The following is a 17,200-nucleotide window of genomic DNA, read 5'->3' on the forward strand; positions in this document are numbered from 1 at the left end:
GGCACCAACAAGACTCTTGCCGTCATGATGTGGCACCTACTCATTCAAGTGGGTGTCACCAGGTTGACGAACCCGCCTACCCCGACCGGCTACTCGGAAGGGTAGTTGCATTCGTAATGAGACTGGCGGAAGCTTTCCCGTGGAAGCTCGTTCGCGCAACTTTCGACGTCTTCGCATGGACGTTGGGGCACGAGGATTGCCGCCACTGGATGTGGTCATCGACGGATGCGTCCGCATCACCACGGATGGAGAGGTTCAACAAATGACAGAAGCGCCTCAGGATGCAGTAGCATTCGGCAACGAAGCGGAGCTCAGGCGACGTAATCGGGCCACCGTCGAAGAATATCTGCGGGTTACCGAAGGTGAGTCCCGCTTGCAACGTCATCATTTGTTCACCGATGACGGCACCGAGCGCGGTGGCCTGTGGACGACGGACACCGGCGAGCCGGTATTCGCGACCGGGAAGGACAACCTGTATTCCATGGCCGCCTGGTCGTTGGAGTGCTTCCCGGACTGGAAGTGGATCAATGTGGAGATCTACGAGACGCAGGATCCGAACCGATTCTGGGTAGAATGCGACGGCGAGGGGAAAATTCTCTTCCCCGATTACTCGCCAGGGCATTACAAGAACCATTTCATCCATTCGTTCCTGCTGGAAAACGGCAAGATCAAAGAGATCCGCGAATTCATGAACCCGTGCCAGCAGATGCGCGCGCTGGGGATCGAGGTACCGGTGATCAAACGAGGTGGTATACCCGCATGAGACGTCCACATCGCGGTTACAACACGAGGGTGCCGTGTGCGACCACTACCGCCGCACCGACCACCTCCACCTGATCGATCCGCTCGCCCGCGCCCTCGACCGTCGCGTACATGGTCGAGGGCCGGCCGATTTCGACACCCTGGCGAATCGTGATCTGGCTGCCGAACGCGATCCGGCCATACCGGGCGAGGTGGACCGCCAGCGGACCTGCGGCCGAGCCGGTGGCCGGGTCTTCGGCGACCCCGTACGCGGGTGAGAACATCCGCAACCGCCAATTGGTGCCCGCGCCGGCGAAGCAGAGCGCGGCCATGTCGGGGAACTTGGCGAGCACCCGGAGGTCCGGGTGGATCGCCTCCAGCGCCGCCACGCTGCCGAGCCCGACGTAGACGTGCCGAGGCCCGTTCCGGTAGGCATCGACCGGTAGCTCGGAAGCCGCGACGCCAAGACCTTCCAGCAGTTCGTCAGCATGCTCGTACGGTTGCCAGCTCGGGATCGGCTGCAGCATCCTGGCGGCGACGATCTTCCCGTTCGCGCGCTCGAACGAAAAGGTGATCACCCCGACTTCGGTCTCCAGCCGGATCGTGTCCTGGTTCAGCTCCGCACCAAGCACGATGGCAGTCCCAAGCGTGGGGTGCCCGGCGAAGGGCAGCTCGTTCACCGGTGTGAAGATCCGGACTCGCGCGTCGGCAACCTCACGGGCGGGAAGCACGAACGTGGTTTCCGACAGATTCATCTCCCTGGCGATGCGTTGCATCTGCTCTGCGGACAGGCTGGCGGCGTCGATGAAAACAGCCAGCGGATTGCCCTCCAGCGGAGTTGCGGTAAAGACGTCGGTGATTACGTAAGCGTGGTTCGGCACCGTTCTCCTCGTCGTGCGTTGTCCGGAAGTTGCGCATCAATGCCTCAGTCGCCCGCGGCGGCTTCGCCAGCCAGCGCGCCGAAAACGAGTGCTTGCCCGAGAGTGCCACCGGTACCCGGGTAAGCGAACCCGAACGGACTGGCCGCGACATTGCCCGCAGCGTAGAGCCCGCGAATCACACCGCCTTCGACGTGCAGTACCCGCCCGTGCGGGTCGGTGCGGGGACCGCCTTTCGTCCCGCCAAGCCCGGCATGTACCGGCAGGGCGGAGAAAGGCGGTTCGGTGAGCGGCCGCAGGGTGGGATGCGTCGCCTGTGGATCTCCCATCGCCCGGTCGTACGCGTTGGTGCCGCGCCCGAACTCCGGGTCGAGTCCGTCCTTGGCCGCCGCATTGAACCGTTCCACGGTCTGGATCAGCGTCTCGGCGTGGACGTCGATGAGATCGGCGAGTTCGGCGAGAGTGCCTCCGCACGGAAGCCAGTCCGGGACACTAGCATCTCGCCGGACCGGGCCGACGGTGTAGTCGCGCCGGTGAATCCCGTCGAAGATCAGCCATGACGGGGCCCGCTCGAAGCAGAATTCCGTTGGCTCGAACGCGTGCAGCGCCCGGCCGACGTCGTTGTAGTTCTGGGCTTCGTTGATGAACCTGCGGCCACGCCGATCTACCATGAGCGTGCCAGGGCGCGCACGTTCGGCGAACAGCATCCGGTCCAGCGGTTCCCCGTCGATCTCCGCGTCGGGGTCAGGCGTCGTTGGACACCACCATGCCTCGGACATGTTGCCGAGCGCGGCCCCCATCGACATCGCCATTCGCAGGCCGTCACCACGCGCACCGGGTGCGCCCACACAGCGAAGCACCGGCATCCGCAAGAACGCGTTGACGAGTCCGGTGTCCCGCTCGAAACCACCGCTTGCCAGCAACACCCGACCACGCAGCTGCTGACCACGGGTGTCGACACCGGTCACCGTGCCATCGTCGCTGACGAGTCTGGTAGCCCTCGCAGCAGTCCGAAAGCTGACACCCGCCGTGCGGGCCGCGATCAGCAGTGCGGCCACGAGTGCCTGCCCTCCGGTGACCGTACCGGTTCGCCGCCGTTGGTTGACCACATCCAGCGAAACCTGACCAGTGGCCAATTCGGCGAGCATCGCAGGCAGGCGCCACGGCAGCGGCGGCCGCAGTTGGTGAGTGAGGATGGGCTCGATCTGCAGCGCGCACGGTTCGAGGGAGCGACCGCCTTCCATGCCGCCAGGCAGCTCGGAATGGCAATCCGGATATGGCAGCGGGCTCCATTGCAGCGGGGACGTGCCTTCCAACCACCGCAGTATTCGTGGTCCCGCGTCGAGGAACCGGTTGACGAGGAGGGGGTCGACGTCGCCGACCGCGAGTGAGCGCAGATACCTGTGCGCCTTCTCCGCGCAGTCGCGGCCTCGCCCTGCTGCTTCTACATGGTTGTTCGGTACCCACACCGCACCGCTGGAGAGCGCCGTCGTCCCGCCCAAGGTCGACGTCGCCTCCAGGACGGTGACGTCGGCACCGGCCGCCCGCGCGGCGAGGGCCGCGGACAGGCCGGCCGCGCCGGAACCGATCACGATGACGCCAGGACGCACGACCGACCTCCGAGACGTGATTCCAACCGCATGCTGCGCGTCCTCTCAGCCCGTGCTTGTCCGCACGCCGGTCCGCGCAGGACCAGAAACGCCCGACGAGCCACGTTGCGCGGGCAAAGACTCGGTAGCCGGCACCAGGGAGCCGAGAAGATCGCCGAGAATACTCATTCCGTCGATGGTCAACACCGATTCCGGGTGGAACTGAATCGACCGGAAACCCGGCCCGGACAACGCATGCACCCGCCCTGAATCGGGCTCCCGGCTGATGACAACCGGCCCCGGAAGATCCCGGTGATACAGGCGGTCGCTACTGGACCTGGCAACGAATGTGTTGTAGAAAGCGACAGTTCTTCGTTCCCCGAGAAGGTCGATGTCGATCTGCTCACCCTGGTTCGGAACTACCTCGGGGACCACTTCCAAGCCCAGCAGTCCGCAGAGGACCTGGTGCCCTAGGCACACCGCGAGAAATCGACGTCGATCGTGAAGGAGCCGCCGGGCGATCCGGCGCAGCGTGGCGATCTTCGGGTCATCGAGCACCCGGGGATCGCCTGGCCCGGGGCCGAGCACGATGAACTCGTCGTCGTCCATCTCGAAAGACTCGTCATAGCCGCGGATGGAGACGGTCAGCCCCAGAGCGGTCAGCTGGTGACCCAGCATAGCGGTGAATGTGTCCTCGCCATCGATCACGAGCACGCGACGGCCGACCAGTCCCGGCACCGTGGGCACGTGACCGCGATCCGCTCTCAACCAGAACCGCGCCAAGCTCTTGTTGCGTCCGTCCAGCGCTTCTCGAACCAACGGATTCGCGTCAAGGGACAATCCGCGTTCCCGCTGATGCGGCGCGTCGACTCCGCCTTCGAACGCCGCGAGCATTCCGGCCAACTTCGCTCGGGTCTCAGCGACTTCGGAACCCGGGTCGGAGTGCCGGACGAGCGTCGCGCCGACGCCAGCCCTCAGCCGACCATCGCGTTCGATCTCCGCGGTGCGAATGAGGATCGCCGAGTCCAGTGTCTGGTAGCCCGCTGCATCGTGACCGATCAGTGCGATTGCCCCGCTGTAGTAACCGCGTCCCGACGGCTCGTACCGCTTGATCACCCGGCAGGCACTTTCCAGCGGACTTCCGGTGACGGTTGGCGCGAACAACGTTTCCCGAAGAATGTCCCGAACATCTAGCTTCGTCTGGCCCTCGATCAGGTATTCGGTGTGCGCCAGACGGGCCATCTCCCGCAACCGCGGGCCGACCACGGTGCCGCCCCGGTCGCAAATCCTGGCCATCATCTTCAGTTCTTCATCGAGAACCATGTGCAGTTCGTCTTCTTCCTTGCGATCCGCCAGGAAACGCAGCACGTCCTGCGTCGACGGTCCCTCCGGCGGATACCGGTAGGTGCCGCTGATCGGATTCATCACCACCGTGCCCCGATCCAGGCTGACGTGCTTTTCGGGGCTTGCTCCGACGAACGTGCGGGAACCCGTGTGGACCACGAAAGTCCAGTACGTACCCTGCTCCGCAACGAGCAACCGCCTGAACAGACTCAACGCGTCGCGTGGCGAGAAGTCGGCGAGAGTGGCCGTGAACGACCGCCTAATGACGAAGTTCGAGCCAGCGCCGCTGCCGATCTCGTCGCGCAGGACGCTCCGGACGACCTCTGCGTAAGTCTCGTCGTCGGTGTCGAAGCGGGCGTCCTTCAACTCCACCGGCTCGTCAGGTAGTGCGCCCAACGCTTCGGTGACGTTGACCGTTCCTTGCGACCGGACCATCATCTGCAGCATGGGCGCGCCATCATCGACGCATTCGAAGCCGCGTTCGGTTAGCTGTCGGTACGGAACGAGCACGAGCAATTCCTGGCGCGCTGGCCCGGTGGAAGATGGTGGGATCATCAAGTCTTCGATCGAACAGACCTCGGTGACCTCGCCAAGCAGAATCTCGAGCCTATTCCCCATTTCCGGCCGGTGTAGCACGGCGAAGGGGGGCGGGTTCGAAACGAGCAGTTCTTTCAACCCGGCGACTACGCGTTTGGCCATGAAAACTCCTTGACTACGGTCCCACGCGAAACGGCGCGCGGCAAGTACTCGCACCGTGCACCCAGGCATCTAGAACAGCCAGCGACTGCTTACCGCATCCAACTCTTCCGTTGACAGCATGCAAGATTTCGGCACCCTGACTCTACATTGCTGGGCGACCGGAACCAGCGGCGAAAAAACAACTACTCGTTTTAGCGGTGTTGCGAGGCTCGCAGCTATCGCGACCCGTCGAACACCAAGACGCGACTACCCGTTCGAGTAGCGCAACCGGAACGGGTACTGCGAGCACCCGTAGATGAACTATGTTCGCAGCGAGGTTTCACATTGAGAACTGCTGACCGGGCAAATCGAAAAAACGGCGCCGAACATCCTCGGCACGTGCACGACGGAGACGGGAAACCCGCCGTTGAGGGAGGCTTCCGTGAGCATACCGCCGATCGGCGCGTACCCCATGCCAACAGCTGATGATGTGCCGCGCAGCAGTGTCGACTGGACCGTTAGCCAGTATCGAGCAGTGTTGCTGATCCACGACATGCAGAACTATTTCTTGGCAAAGTTCCCCGGCGATTCTCCAGTCTTGGACTTGGTGCGAAACATCGCGCGCCTGCGCGAATGTTGTGCGGACCTGGGCATTCCCGTAGCGTATACGGCGCAGCCCGGCGGGATGAACAGCAAGCAGCGCGGCCTGCTCAAAGACTTCTGGGGGCCGGGAATGGCGGCGAATCCGGCCGACCGTGAAATCGTGGCCGAACTGGCGCCAGCCGAGCACGAGCGCGTATTCACGAAGTGGCGGTACAGCGCATTTCACGATTCCGGGTTACTGGATTATCTTCGTGACTGCGGGCGCGACCAGCTCATCGTCTGCGGCGTGTACGCTCACGTCGGTTGCCTAATCACAAGCTGCGACGCGTTCTCTCACGACATCCAACCGTTTCTGGTCTGCGATGCGGTAGCCGACTTCTCCCCGGAGGACCATCGAATGGCGGTGTCGTACGCCGCACAACGTTGTGCGGCTGTTCCGACGACAGATCAGGTACTTGCTGCGCTCACCTCAACTGCTTCCGTACCGACCGGATGACCGGATTTCGCGTCGCACCGCGTAGCGCTCCCGGCTCGCGAGTTCCACGCGGGAATTGATCCCGAGTTTTCGGAAAATCCGCCTCAGGTGGTAGTTGACGGTGTGCGGGGAGAGGAAAATGCGGTGTGCAATCTGACGATTGGTCAATCCTTGGCCGACCAACTCGGCAATGGCACGTTCGGTTTTCGTCAGGTCCGGCGGAATTGATTCTGCGTCGCCGTGCGGCCTATCAGTATTCTTAGCGTTGGTCGAGTCGTTTCGTCCGCTTTCGGCAACGTTTCTGGAGTCGCGCCGGTCGCTGGACAGAACGCCACCGCCCAACAAGGCTCGTAGATCTTTTATCGCGGTTTCCCTGGCCCAAGCGTCTCCATATTCGGAGATGACTTGCAGCAGTCCATCCAGATTCGGTTCGAAAAGGCTGCGAGCATGCAGCGCGCCAGTGGCAACCGCAGGCGTACCGATGTTCGCGTTGGCTACGGCGTGCGCAGCTTCGATCGCCTTGATCGCAATCTTCTCGTCGCCCACGTCCATCGCGACACGTACGAACCACGCGGCAGCACCCGGTTCCTCCACGAACAGGGCGGGTCTGTGCAGCAGGTTGGTATGCAGCAGCGCTTCGATGCTCGACGGATCTTCCTTCGAGGTGTGCACCAGCAGCTGAATCCACTCGTCGCGCGCCGACCGCGCGGCGGAACCCTGTTCGTATGTCGAGGTTTCCCGGCAGCGTCGCAGATAGGAACGAGCCAACGCCACGTCGCCGGAACGGAATGCGATCAGCGCGAGAACAGACTCCGCTGAAGGAACCACTCGCAACGTCCCCAATTCGAGTGCGCTGGACAAACATGCCTCGGCAGTCAACCGTGCCGCCGTCTGCCGTCCCGCCCGCAGCAGCAAGCGCGCACGGATCAGGTCGGCTTGTGCTGCGTGCATGGTCAACCCGAACTGGTCGATTTCCGCGCGGGCCTGGCGCAGCATCTCCTCGGCGTCGTCGAACTCGCCCAACTCGCCCAACATCTCGGCCATCATCAGCGGCGGATACCAGCGCCAATCCGCAGATTTCACGGACGCCGCGCAGGTCGCTGCCCGCCTCCCCCAACACAGCGCCTCAGCGACATTGCCGGCCGACCACTCGAGATGTGCCAATCCGGTCAAGGCGATCGCAGTCCGTGCCTGGCCGTGGCATGTCCCGTCCGGCTCCTGCAACACTTTCGAGGCGTGGTCACTGGCGAAGTCCCCTTGCAGCACCAACGCCAGCATTCGACCTGCTGCGGTGTCGTCGAACGTAGTGGTCGACAGGTCGGGGACAGCAAGCACCTGGTCGGCGATGGCGATCGCTTCGTCGGTGTGCCCGCTGGTGATCAGCGGAGCGATCAGGGCGCATCGAAGCTCTGCCGCTAACTCTTCCGGCACGCCGTCATTCAGGGTCGCCTCGGCCAACATGACCGCAGATTCGATCCAGCCTTTGGAGAGCAGTGCACGCACCGCTGCCACGACTGAGGTGGGCCGGTGTGAGGTGGGCCGATCCGTGTAAAGCGACCGCACGGCGGCGTGCGTTGCTGGTTCATGCGATCCCAGCGAAAGCGGGGCCTCGTCAACCGTGTGCGAACTGGTTGTCGTCAGAAGCGGGTCGGATTCGACGGAGTCCGTCAAGCTCCGTCTCTCATCGGACCAGGCCAATCCGTGCACGGCACACGCTCCTCATGTCCTGTTAGTGCTGCAGCCCGGCACCGCCGCTGATCCAGACCGGTGGCGGGTTCCGGGCAGCATCAGCGAGCCGGGATCGGAGACTGTCGATCAACCACCCGAGAGCCATGCGGCCGGTCTCCCTGCGCTTGCTGGTGTCCTGGCGATGTTCTGCGGGTTCACTGTCGCATCAGGGCTCTGTGTACGACCGCCATTGATGCTCGATCGGACATTAAGAAGTGACCGTTCGTCCCTGTCGGAGGCTGCACCGGTACGGTAATGGTGCCCGGGGCGTCCAGGCGAGCCGCCGCAGCCGCGATTCAGCGCGCCGAAGATCCCGGAAGCTGCGTCCCAGCCGGACGGCATGCATACCGGCGATCCGCGCCAACGGGGCCTCGACGTAGCAGACTGGGCCGTTTTCGGAGGCCGAGATGCCTTCGGCTGCGCGCTGCACCTGGTGGACGACTGCTTTGGCTCGCCCGAAGAATCCGCCGGCGGCGGGCCCTTCCGGTTCTGCCGCTTCGAGCTGTTTTTCCTTTACCACGACGGCCAGCCGGTGCGTGGTGAGGATCAAGAGCGCGGCGCCGGGAACGTTCGTGATGTGGTCGCCGAATAGCACGGCGTCGCGTTCCGGCTCTGCGGAGAGAACCCACCAAACGATCGAGGGGCGTCCTTTATGTCACGACCACGAAGGGTGTTCAGTGGACTACCCGATTGATCCAGAATCATCGATCTGTGGTACATAATGCGCACGCACAGTTACTGTGAGTGGGAGGTTTGGTAGATGGTGCGGTACCTGCCGGGAGCCACGATCGACCCCGTGGTGGATGATTTGCCGCACCTGGATTGCGGCATGGAGTGGTGGTACTTCCACACCCACCTCACGACCGAGCATGGTGACGACGTCGGCCTGTTCCTTGTGTTCACCCGCCATCTTGCGACGCGTGCTGAGGGGGAGCCGCTGCGCGCGCATTTCGCCATGATCGGACGCACCGATCACACGGCCGGAAGGCACACCAGTGCGGTGTGGGTTGATCGAGGCTGGATCGACACCGTGCGCACCACCATCACGAACGACGGGGTCATGGATCCCGGTGTGCGGCAGGCGCTTGTCGAACTCTTCGACGACGGCACCCCGGTCGCTCCCGACCTGCTCATGGGCGGCGAGGTGATGATCGCCGAGCAGGAGCTCGACTTGCGTTACGGCGATGTCGCGGCATTGCGCAAGCTGGCGGACGGCTCGTATCACGTCACGTTTGACGACGAAACGCAGTCGTGCGATCTGGTCTTCACGCCTGTCAAGCCGCCCATCATCCAGCACGATGATGCGTTTCAGGTCAGGTTTCAGGGCCCGGAGTCGCAGGCGTTCTCCTACTTCGCCCCACGCATGGCGGTGCAAGGCCGCATCGGGAACGCCACAGTGTCCGGCAGCGGCTGGTACGAGCACACCTTCGGCGCGGAGTACCTGCGGCCGGACGGGGACCAGCGTTACCCCGACGGTACTTGGAACTGGACGGGGATCCAGCTGGACAACGGCTGGGAGATCAGCGCGGCGACGATCGACCACATCGACGTCAACTCCCGCCAAAGCGTGTTCGCCCAGCGGTTCGCCACCGCGTACTCGCCGGACTGCGAGCGGGTGTCCTGCGATGTCGAGCTGGTCGGTGACCGGCCGTGGACATCACTGTCCTCGTTGAACACCTACCCCACGCGATGGACCCTGTCCGCGCCCGCGCTGGAACTGGACGTCGTCGTCGAAGCCGAGCTCCCGCAGCAGGAAATCCTCACGATGGTCACCCACGGCTCCTACCTGGAGGCTTGCGCGAACGTGCGCGGCACCATGCGGGGCGAACCGGTGTCAGGCCGCGCGTTCATCGAAGTGATGCCTGCCAACAGGGTCGCGCGGATCGAGGAGTTTCTCGGGCGTCTTCGGGACGTCACGCACGACGAGGTGCGCAAGCTTTACCCAGATTCCCCGAGCGAAGCGCTCACCATGGCACTCGCCGCGCGGGAGGCATCCGGCGCACCCCACGCGGTCGTGTACGACGCCATGGTCCGGCCCCTGCGCTACGTCTCGGACACATCCGGCCGGGGATGGCGGTCGTTCGTCACCTGCGCCGCGCTCGAACTGTTCGGTGTGCGGGCCGAGCAGTACCGGCAGCTGCTCGCCGTGACCGAGCTGATCCACTCGGGATACCTCATGGTCGATGACGTGGAAGACGACTCGCCGATGCGGCGGGGCGAGCCGACTGCGCATTTGGTGTTCGGCGCACCGACGGCCATCAACGCGGGTACCGCTTCCTACTTCGTGCTTGACCGCGTCCTGGCCGAGATCCTGCCGGACGAGCGGCGCCGCTTACGCGCTTACGAGAGCTACCTGCGGGCAATGCGGGGTGCTCACGTGGGGCAGGGCATCGACATCACTGGACACCACGACGCCATGAACCTCGCGGTCGCGTCCGGTGATCCGACCGCGTTGCTAGCTGGTCTGCGCTGGGCGCAGCGGCTCAAGACCGGTGCCTACTCCCGTACGCTGGCCGAGATCGGCGCACTGACCGCCGGGGCGAGCGACGAGCAAATTACCGCCATGGGCAACTACTTCGAGGCTGTCGGGCTGGCGTACCAGATCACCGACGACGTGATGGACCTCGACGGTGTCACCAACCGCCTGCCGTCTGGCGAGGTCCGCGCTACCAAGCACATCGGTGAGGACTTGCGCGCGGGCAAGGTGACGATGCCGCTGGCGCAGGCGGTGGGACGGTTGCCGCACGACCGGATGGCCGCGATCTGGACGGCCGTGCGTGACGGCAACGCCGACGACGTGACCGTGCGAGAGGTCGCTGCCGCACTGGTGGAGTGCGGCGCGGTGCAGGCCTGCTACGACGACGCCAAGGCGCAGGTCGACGCGGCGTGGGCCCCGCTGGACCCGTTGCTGCCCAAGAGTTTCGCCAAGGCCATGGTGCGCGCCCTCGGCTTCTACGCCTCGCTGCGCGAACATGAGCCTGCAGTGGGCGACCACGAGGCCGCAGCCGGCGAACGCGGAACCGCAGCGGGCCACCACGAGGCCGCAGCGGGCGAATACGTCAACAGTGGACAGTGAACGATGGTCCTTCGCGTGAACGAGCTGTACCACCGCTACGGCAAGCGTCAGGTCTTGCGTGGCGTCACCTTCGACGTTTTGCCCGGCAGCCTCGTCGGGGTCGTCGGCGAGAACGGAGCGGGCAAGACGACGTTGCTGCGCATCCTGTGCGGCGAGCTGACCCCCACCACCGGAACGGCCTCGGTGAGCGGACGGCTCGGCTACTGTCCTCAGCATGTGGTGCTCAACGACGCTTTCACCGTCGCCCAGCACCTCGCCTTCTTCCAGGTGGCGTACGGACTTCCCGACCTCAGCTACGCCCACGAGTTGATTGACGTACTGCAGTTCGCGGACTTTCTCGATGAGCGCGTCGGTGTGCTCAGCGGCGGCACGCGGCAGAAGCTGAACCTGACCATCGCGCTCATGCATGACCCGGACGTGCTACTGCTGGACGAGCCCTACCAGGGCTTCGACTGGGAGACCTACCTGCGGTTCTGGGAACTTGCCCAGCGGTTGCGCGACCGCGGCCGTTCGGTGCTGGTGATCTCCCACCTCGCCTACGACGCCGACCGCCTCGACACGCTGCACCGCCTCGCGGCCGGCGTCCTGTGCGAAGGCACTACTTCCCACGGAGGCCGGTAATGTGGTGGACGCGCTTCGGTACTGCCACCCGGATGGCGTTGCTCGAACACCTTCGCAATCGCCTCGCCATGTGGCTGGTGGCGCTCTATGTGCCGATCTGGCTGACCCTGGCCTACACGATAGTCGGGAACATGCCCGTCCGTTTCTACCTGCGCGCCACGGACCAAACCGTGCTTGCGCAAGGCAACGAGCTGACCCAGATCTCGGGCGCGCTCAACGCCGTCACCCAGATCGTCGGCTTCATGATGTTCACCGTCACGTTCAAATCGAGCACGTTCGACCGGCGGCTTGCGATGGCGGGATACCCGCGTGGCCACCTGCTCGCCGCCAAGGTGGTCGCCCTCGTGCTGGTCTCGGCCGTGCTCTCCTGCTACGCCACCGCGATCACGTGGTGCTTCTGGCATCCCCAGCAGCCGTTGCTGCTCGCGGTGAGTGTGTTCACCGACGCGCTGACCTACGGCGCGCTCGGCGTGATGCTGGGCGCGTTGCTGCGTGGCGAACTCGAGGGCATGTTCCTCATCGTCATGATCAGCATCATTGACATCTCACTGCAGAACCCGATCCCTAACCCCGCCGCGGACAGCGATTTCCTCCGCGTCTTGCCGTCCTACGGAGCGATGCAAGCCGCGACCACCGCTGGATTTTCCACCGTTACCCCCGTCGCCCACCTGTTGCTGCAGCTGTCCTGGTGCGCCCTGCTCACCTGCATGGGACTGCTGGCGTTCCTCCGACGCACCCGCGACCAGAACCGTGCTGGCCGCGTGTCCACGACAGCAGGGATTCCCGCTACATAGCCGGGATTTCCGGCGTCTCGAGCATCCCGGTTTCCGGCCACCAACCGCCCCCGAAGCCGACGCTGCCACTACGGACACGATCCGGGAGATCCCCGCCTGCACTGCTGGCAGGCTCGGACACGACCTGATCAGCGGCGACTGCGGCGCTGCCACGGTGCTGGCGTCAGTTTCTCAGGCTGTAGAAGTGCATCGGTGAGTTCGGATTGAAGCCGATCCGCGGGTACACAGGCGCCCCGGCGACGGTCGCGTGCAGGGTGGCGCGGGTCAGTCCGGTGGCCCGGCCGCCCTCGTACAGCGCCTTCCGCGTCACCGCCTCGCCGTATCCCCTGCGCTCCCACTCCGGGGCGGTGGCGACGAGCACGACGAAGAGGCGACCTGCTGCTTCCACGGTCGCAGCGCACGTTACCGGCACCCCGTCTCGCAGGCCCAGGTAGGCGTGCACCCGGTTCTTCCACAGCGTGGAGCCGACGAGCCCGTCGCGGCCGTCTTCCAAGGGGAATCCGTAGGCGCGCGAGTTGAGGTCTGCGTAGGTGCGCAGCTGTTCGTCGGTGGTCACGCGCACGAATGTCAGGTCGGGGTGGCCGGGCTCGGGGATGGGGAGCATGTCTCCGGCCATGCCGGTTCCGGGGAAGGCGTGCTCCAGGCCCGCTCGGTCGGCTGCTTCGCTCAGCGCCGCGCGTGCGTCATCGGTGAGGAGGTCCCCGAAGATCCACAGAAAGCCCGGATGCTTCTTCGAGCGCATGATGTCCGCTGCCTGGCCCAGGCGTCGGCCGACGAGTCCCGCGTCCGCGCCGACGTCGGTCAACGTGATGCAGTTCCAAAAGAGGAACCGGCAGTCGGCCCAGCGAACGGCGATGCCCGGGAGGTCTCGCACATCGGCACCCGGATCCCGGTCGAGCACCATGGCGCGCCAGACCACGGCGAGCTGTTCCATCGATTCGATCGAGTCCGCAAGCTCTGCCACCAAAACTCCTCAAATTCGTCCAAGTGCCGGTTCGAACCGACCGGGGGCACGTACAGCATCCACACAAGCCCCGCCTGCCGCCTGATCACCTGCCGGTCGGCCAGTACCGCTGGGTTTCTCGTTCGGTACAAGGACAGCCGGGGTCGGCGGGGTCGAGCGGTTGGCGGCAGGGCACGCCTTGTTTCCGCGCGATGATGCACAGGCGCTGGGTGCAGCAGTCGCAGTCCGGGCACGCCGGCGGGCGACCAGGTCGTCCTGCGGTGGAGGCGGAGTTGTTCTCGTTAATCGCGGTTCCCTTCGGGCGCAACACTTTTCGGGGCGTGAGCCTGGCATCCCGTACAGGATCTTCCGCTAAGCCTCGATCCACCGTTGGTTTTGGGTAACGGTTCGGTGGTAAGAAGGTGAGATGCCCTCTTAAGCTGGGATGATTGATCCAGTAGGTGTGGCAGTGCTCGGAGTGACGGCGATGCCGTGAGCCTGTCCCTGCCTAACCAGGAGGGTGATCGTGACCGCCGTGCCCGTGACTGAAGTGCGCCTCGACGTGCCGGACCTGTGTCGGCAAGTCGAGGCGGTGCTGGAGGAGTTCCTTGAGCACAAGGCCCGCACCGGTGCCGATGGTCGTATGCCGACCGAGGTCGTCTATGTCCTGTGTGATTTCCTTGCCGCCGGCGGCAAGCGGCTGAGGCCGGTGCTGGGTGTCCTGGGCTGACACGCCGCCGACGGCGCTGCACCGGCTCCACGATCGCCCTTGCCCTGCGCGACGCGGCGCCCCACCACAAGGAGCTGCTGCGCGGCCTGCTCGGCCGGCCCGACCTGTCCGAGGCCGAAGCCGCCCAGATTCGCAGCATCCTCACCGTCACCCGGGGTCCACACGCAGGTCGAGGACCTCATCACCCAGCGCCGCACCAACGTGATGAGACTCCTGGACACCACCCCTTTTGCCCCGCAAGCCGTGCCGCACCTGCGCCGCTTGGCGGACATCGCTACCCGGAGGACGGCATGAACACGCCGGGAAATCGCCTCCTGTCGGCGGCCCTTCGCATGGGCCGGGCCGCCGTGCTCGTTCGCTGGTACGGACCTGCCCCATGCTGTGTCCCCAGGGACCTCGGACCTGCTCGTCAACCTGGCAGCCCTTGCGGGCATGGCGCCCCAAGACCCCGGACTTCCGCCTGCAACAGACGACACTGCCGCCGCCGTGTGCGCCTGCGCACTACCGCCTCTCAACCCACTCGTGGCCCGTTCGCTGCCGTCCGGACGTGCGCCCGGATCGCTTGTGACGCGCGGTGGCTCCGGCCACGCGCTGCCGCCTCGACGAGGGGTGTCACAGATGATGTGCGGCGGATGTACCGGGAGCGGCGGGCTGAGTCGGGGTTGTGTCGAAACCACCGTGGTGAGTGAAGGAGAGCAAACCATGGTTGCCCAGCACACCGATACTGGCGTGTCCCGTCCTGAATCCTCCGCCGGCACGCTGCAGCGTTGCACGGCGTCCGCTGTCGAGCTGCCTCGTCGGCTCGCCAAAGAGCTGCGGCTGAGCTGGAAGTTCATCGAAAATGACCCGGTCGGGTTCTATCCCGGCATCCTGTTCACCATTGCGGTGAGCTACAACTACCGGCTTTCTCCGGGCGACTTTGCCTTGACCGCCGCGGGCTCGCTGGTCTACTTCTGGCTCTACCTCTATACATTCTGTCTGACCAACCAGCTCGCCGGCAGGAACGAGGACCGTCTCAACAAACCGTTCCGGCCGCTGGTCTCGGGTGCGGCCGCCGCTCGGGGTACGGTCGTCCGAGCCATCGTGGCCAACATCGCATTCCTCGTGGTCGGTGTCCTCTTGGGAGTGTGGCCGTGGGCGTTGATCTGGCAGGCGCTGACGTTGCTGCACAACGTGGCAGGCGGTGCGCGCAATTGGGTGGTGAAGGACTTCGTCATCGCCAGCGGTGTGCCGTTGATGCTCGGCCCGGCCTGGCAGATGGTGGCGCCGCTCACCGCGGACACCTGGCGGTGGATCTGGGCCCTGGCCATCCCGATCTTCTTCTTGATCCCGGTCCAGGATCTTCGGGACATCCGTGGAGACAAGGCTAGTCGGCGGGCGACCTTCCCCACCGTCTTCGGCGAGACCTTCGCGCGGAGGTTTCTGCTCGCGGGTTTCGTCCTGCTACCGCTGATCGACCACTTCTTCCTGATCCGGGCATCAGGAGGCGACCTGCCGGCCTGGCTGGCCGAGGCGGCAACCGCCGCGCTGTGCTGGACCATTGCCTGGCGCGTCGCCCGCCGACACGGTGCGGCTCACGATCACCGCACCTATCGCTTCTTCGAGTACTGGTACATCCTCGTGGTCGCCTCCGCCGCAGTCGCGCTCTGACCGGTCACCCGCACCTCATCGACCGCCAGGCACATACACGCGCCGAAGAGATCCCACGGCATCAGCGACGCCGCATTCCTCATACCCGAGAGCGAGGTTCCTTCCTTGACCGAGCCGCCAGACGAAGAAACGCTGCACACCGACGAGACCACAGCTTCCCTCCGAGAAGGCAAACCCCTCGGGTTTCCCTTTCAAGCGCGGCATGTTGTGGATCCCCCGCCGATCCTCGCCCACCTGAGGGAAGACCATCCGCTCGTCCCGGTCCGGCTACCGACAGGGACCCCCGCGCTCCTGGTGACACGCTGGGAGGACACGAAGGCGGTCCTGACGGATCATCGGCTGAGCCGGGAAGCACTCTCCAAGCCCTCCGATACCGAAATCATCCCCTACGAGCCGACCAGCATCGTGCCGCCCAGCGAATACGGGCACGGCCTGCCCTACCGGCAGACCGGCAGCTCATTCCATGCGAAGCATGTCGATCATCTTCGCCCGCGCACCCGGAAGTTGACTGACACGCTCCTCGACGAGCTGCTCGCGCAGCAGCCGCCCGCGGACCTGATCAAGCATGTGGCCAAGCCGCTGGCCGAAACCGTCATCGGCGAAATTATGGGAATCCCGGCATCGGACCGGGCCTGGGTGGATGCTCAAATTCCGCTGGCCACACCCAGCACTCCGTCCACACAGTCCGAAACCGCCGGGTCCGAACTGTTCGCCTACTTCCGCGACCTCTTTGAGACCAAGCGGAACAGCCCGGCCGACGACCTGATGAGCTCCATGGCCACCGGACAACTCTCGCCGCAACTCGCTTTGGAGCCTTCCAGGATCATCGCGCTCTGCGTACGCATCTGCATGGCCAGCATGCACGCGGTGCACGCCGCGATCGGCAAGAGCGCCATTCTTCTCCTGCGTCAGCCCGAGATCTTCTCCGCGCTGGGCCGCCATCCCCACCTCACCAAGCCCGTGACGGAAGAGCTGATCCGCCTGTCCACGCCCATCCCCGCGACACTGCCCCGACTGGCCACCGACGACGCAGAGTTTCCCTGCGGGACCATCCCCAAAGGCAGCATCGTCATCGCCTCCCTGGAAGCGGCAAACCGAGACCCGCAGCACTTCACCGACCCCGATCACATCCGCCTGGACCGCGGCACCACGCCGCATCTCTCCTTCGGCTTGGGCAACAATTACTGTTTCGGGTCATCCCTGGCCCGAATGGAACTCGAAGTCGCCTTTGCCGCACTGGCCGAACGGCTGCCGGGATTGCGGCTTGCCCTCCCCGAAGCAGAGGTACAGCTGGACCAGCAAGCACTCTCGCCGGACATCATCGAGCTGCCCGTCACCTGGTAGCCACGC

General features: G+C 64.9%; 14 protein-coding genes. 9 read left to right on the top strand and 5 right to left on the bottom strand.

What is annotated here, in order from left to right:
* The first annotated feature begins 175 nt into the window (after positions 1-175).
* On the top strand, positions 176-763 hold the full coding sequence (locus FDZ84_RS16210; RefSeq protein ID WP_305852033.1) for a PhzA/PhzB family protein: 588 nt from the start codon (positions 176-178) through the stop codon (positions 761-763).
* 16 nt (positions 764-779) lie between these two features.
* On the opposite strand, the gene FDZ84_RS16215 is transcribed toward FDZ84_RS16210, so the two are convergent.
* The 3 genes from FDZ84_RS16215 to FDZ84_RS16225 are packed head-to-tail and all read right to left on the bottom strand — an operon-like array spanning position 780 to position 5,062.
* Positions 780-1,622, bottom strand: coding sequence for a PhzF family phenazine biosynthesis protein (locus FDZ84_RS16215; protein ID WP_168586598.1), 843 nt, complete (start codon positions 1,620-1,622; stop codon positions 780-782).
* A gap of 44 nt (positions 1,623-1,666) precedes the next feature.
* Positions 1,667-3,229: an FAD-dependent oxidoreductase gene (locus FDZ84_RS16220; protein WP_168586599.1), complete on the bottom strand. Its 1,563-nt coding sequence runs from the start codon at positions 3,227-3,229 to the stop codon at positions 1,667-1,669.
* Between the two features lie 45 nt (positions 3,230-3,274).
* Positions 3,275-5,062, bottom strand: coding sequence for an anthranilate synthase family protein (locus FDZ84_RS16225; RefSeq protein ID WP_371812861.1), 1,788 nt, complete (start codon positions 5,060-5,062; stop codon positions 3,275-3,277).
* Positions 5,063-5,672: 610 nt separating this feature from the next.
* On the opposite strand from FDZ84_RS16225, the gene FDZ84_RS16230 reads away from it, so the two are divergent.
* Positions 5,673-6,329, top strand: coding sequence for an isochorismatase family protein (locus FDZ84_RS16230; protein ID WP_305852034.1), 657 nt, complete (start codon positions 5,673-5,675; stop codon positions 6,327-6,329).
* On the opposite strand, the gene FDZ84_RS38915 is transcribed toward FDZ84_RS16230, so the two are convergent.
* Entirely contained in the window at positions 6,303-7,811 is a 1,509-nt protein-coding gene (locus FDZ84_RS38915) for a LuxR family transcriptional regulator (RefSeq protein ID WP_168586601.1), read from the bottom strand. The genes FDZ84_RS16230 and FDZ84_RS38915 overlap by 27 nt on opposite strands.
* A 565-nt stretch (positions 7,812-8,376) precedes the next feature.
* On the opposite strand from FDZ84_RS38915, the gene FDZ84_RS16240 reads away from it, so the two are divergent.
* The 4 genes from FDZ84_RS16240 (at position 8,377) to FDZ84_RS16255 (ending at position 12,527) form a co-directional block, all read left to right on the top strand.
* Positions 8,377-8,628, top strand: coding sequence for a hypothetical protein (locus FDZ84_RS16240; RefSeq protein ID WP_168586602.1), 252 nt, complete (start codon positions 8,377-8,379; stop codon positions 8,626-8,628).
* A gap of 168 nt (positions 8,629-8,796) precedes the next feature.
* Positions 8,797-11,112 (top strand): polyprenyl synthetase family protein, encoded by a 2,316-nt coding sequence (locus tag FDZ84_RS16245; RefSeq protein ID WP_168586603.1) that lies wholly within the window; start codon positions 8,797-8,799, stop codon positions 11,110-11,112.
* Between the two features lie 15 nt (positions 11,113-11,127).
* Positions 11,128-11,733, top strand: coding sequence for an ABC transporter ATP-binding protein (locus FDZ84_RS16250; protein ID WP_210435588.1), 606 nt, complete (start codon positions 11,128-11,130; stop codon positions 11,731-11,733).
* On the top strand, positions 11,733-12,527 hold the full coding sequence (locus FDZ84_RS16255; protein ID WP_168586605.1) for an ABC transporter permease: 795 nt from the start codon (positions 11,733-11,735) through the stop codon (positions 12,525-12,527). The genes FDZ84_RS16250 and FDZ84_RS16255 overlap by 1 nt, the downstream gene beginning before the upstream one ends.
* Positions 12,528-12,690: 163 nt before the next feature.
* Here the strand turns inward: FDZ84_RS16255 and FDZ84_RS16260 are convergent, their stop codons facing one another.
* On the bottom strand, positions 12,691-13,491 hold the full coding sequence (locus tag FDZ84_RS16260) for a GNAT family N-acetyltransferase (protein WP_168586606.1): 801 nt from the start codon (positions 13,489-13,491) through the stop codon (positions 12,691-12,693).
* 505 nt (positions 13,492-13,996) lie between these two features.
* Here FDZ84_RS16260 and FDZ84_RS16265 point away from each other — a divergent pair.
* The 3 genes from FDZ84_RS16265 (at position 13,997) to FDZ84_RS16275 (ending at position 17,194) form a co-directional block, all read left to right on the top strand.
* Complete coding sequence (locus FDZ84_RS16265; RefSeq protein WP_168586607.1) at positions 13,997-14,200, top strand: hypothetical protein; 204 nt, start codon at positions 13,997-13,999, stop codon at positions 14,198-14,200.
* 702 nt (positions 14,201-14,902) lie between these two features.
* A complete protein-coding gene (locus FDZ84_RS16270; protein ID WP_168586608.1) occupies positions 14,903-15,850 on the top strand; it encodes a UbiA family prenyltransferase in 948 nt (315 codons plus the stop codon).
* Between the two features lie 105 nt (positions 15,851-15,955).
* Positions 15,956-17,194, top strand: a complete 1,239-nt coding sequence (locus tag FDZ84_RS16275) for a cytochrome P450 (RefSeq protein ID WP_168586609.1) — start codon at positions 15,956-15,958, stop codon at positions 17,192-17,194.
* Positions 17,195-17,200: the final 6 nt, after the last annotated feature.

Origin of the sequence: Saccharopolyspora sp. ASAGF58, assembly GCF_012277335.1 — a bacterium.
Classification (GTDB): Bacteria; Actinomycetota; Actinomycetes; order Mycobacteriales; family Pseudonocardiaceae; genus Saccharopolyspora; species Saccharopolyspora hattusasensis.

What these genes read in the sequence shown, in the direction of transcription:
- FDZ84_RS16270 (WP_168586608.1), top strand. Translation starts at nt 14,903, where the DNA reads ATGGTTGCCCAGCACACCGATACTGGCGTGTCCCGTCCTGAATCCTCC.
- FDZ84_RS16210 (WP_305852033.1), top strand. Translation starts at nt 176, where the DNA reads ATGGACGTTGGGGCACGAGGATTGCCGCCACTGGATGTGGTCATCGAC.
- FDZ84_RS16240 (WP_168586602.1), top strand. Translation starts at nt 8,377, where the DNA reads ATGCATACCGGCGATCCGCGCCAACGGGGCCTCGACGTAGCAGACTGG.
- FDZ84_RS16255 (WP_168586605.1), top strand. Translation starts at nt 11,733, where the DNA reads ATGTGGTGGACGCGCTTCGGTACTGCCACCCGGATGGCGTTGCTCGAA.
- FDZ84_RS16245 (WP_168586603.1), top strand. Translation starts at nt 8,797, where the DNA reads ATGGTGCGGTACCTGCCGGGAGCCACGATCGACCCCGTGGTGGATGAT.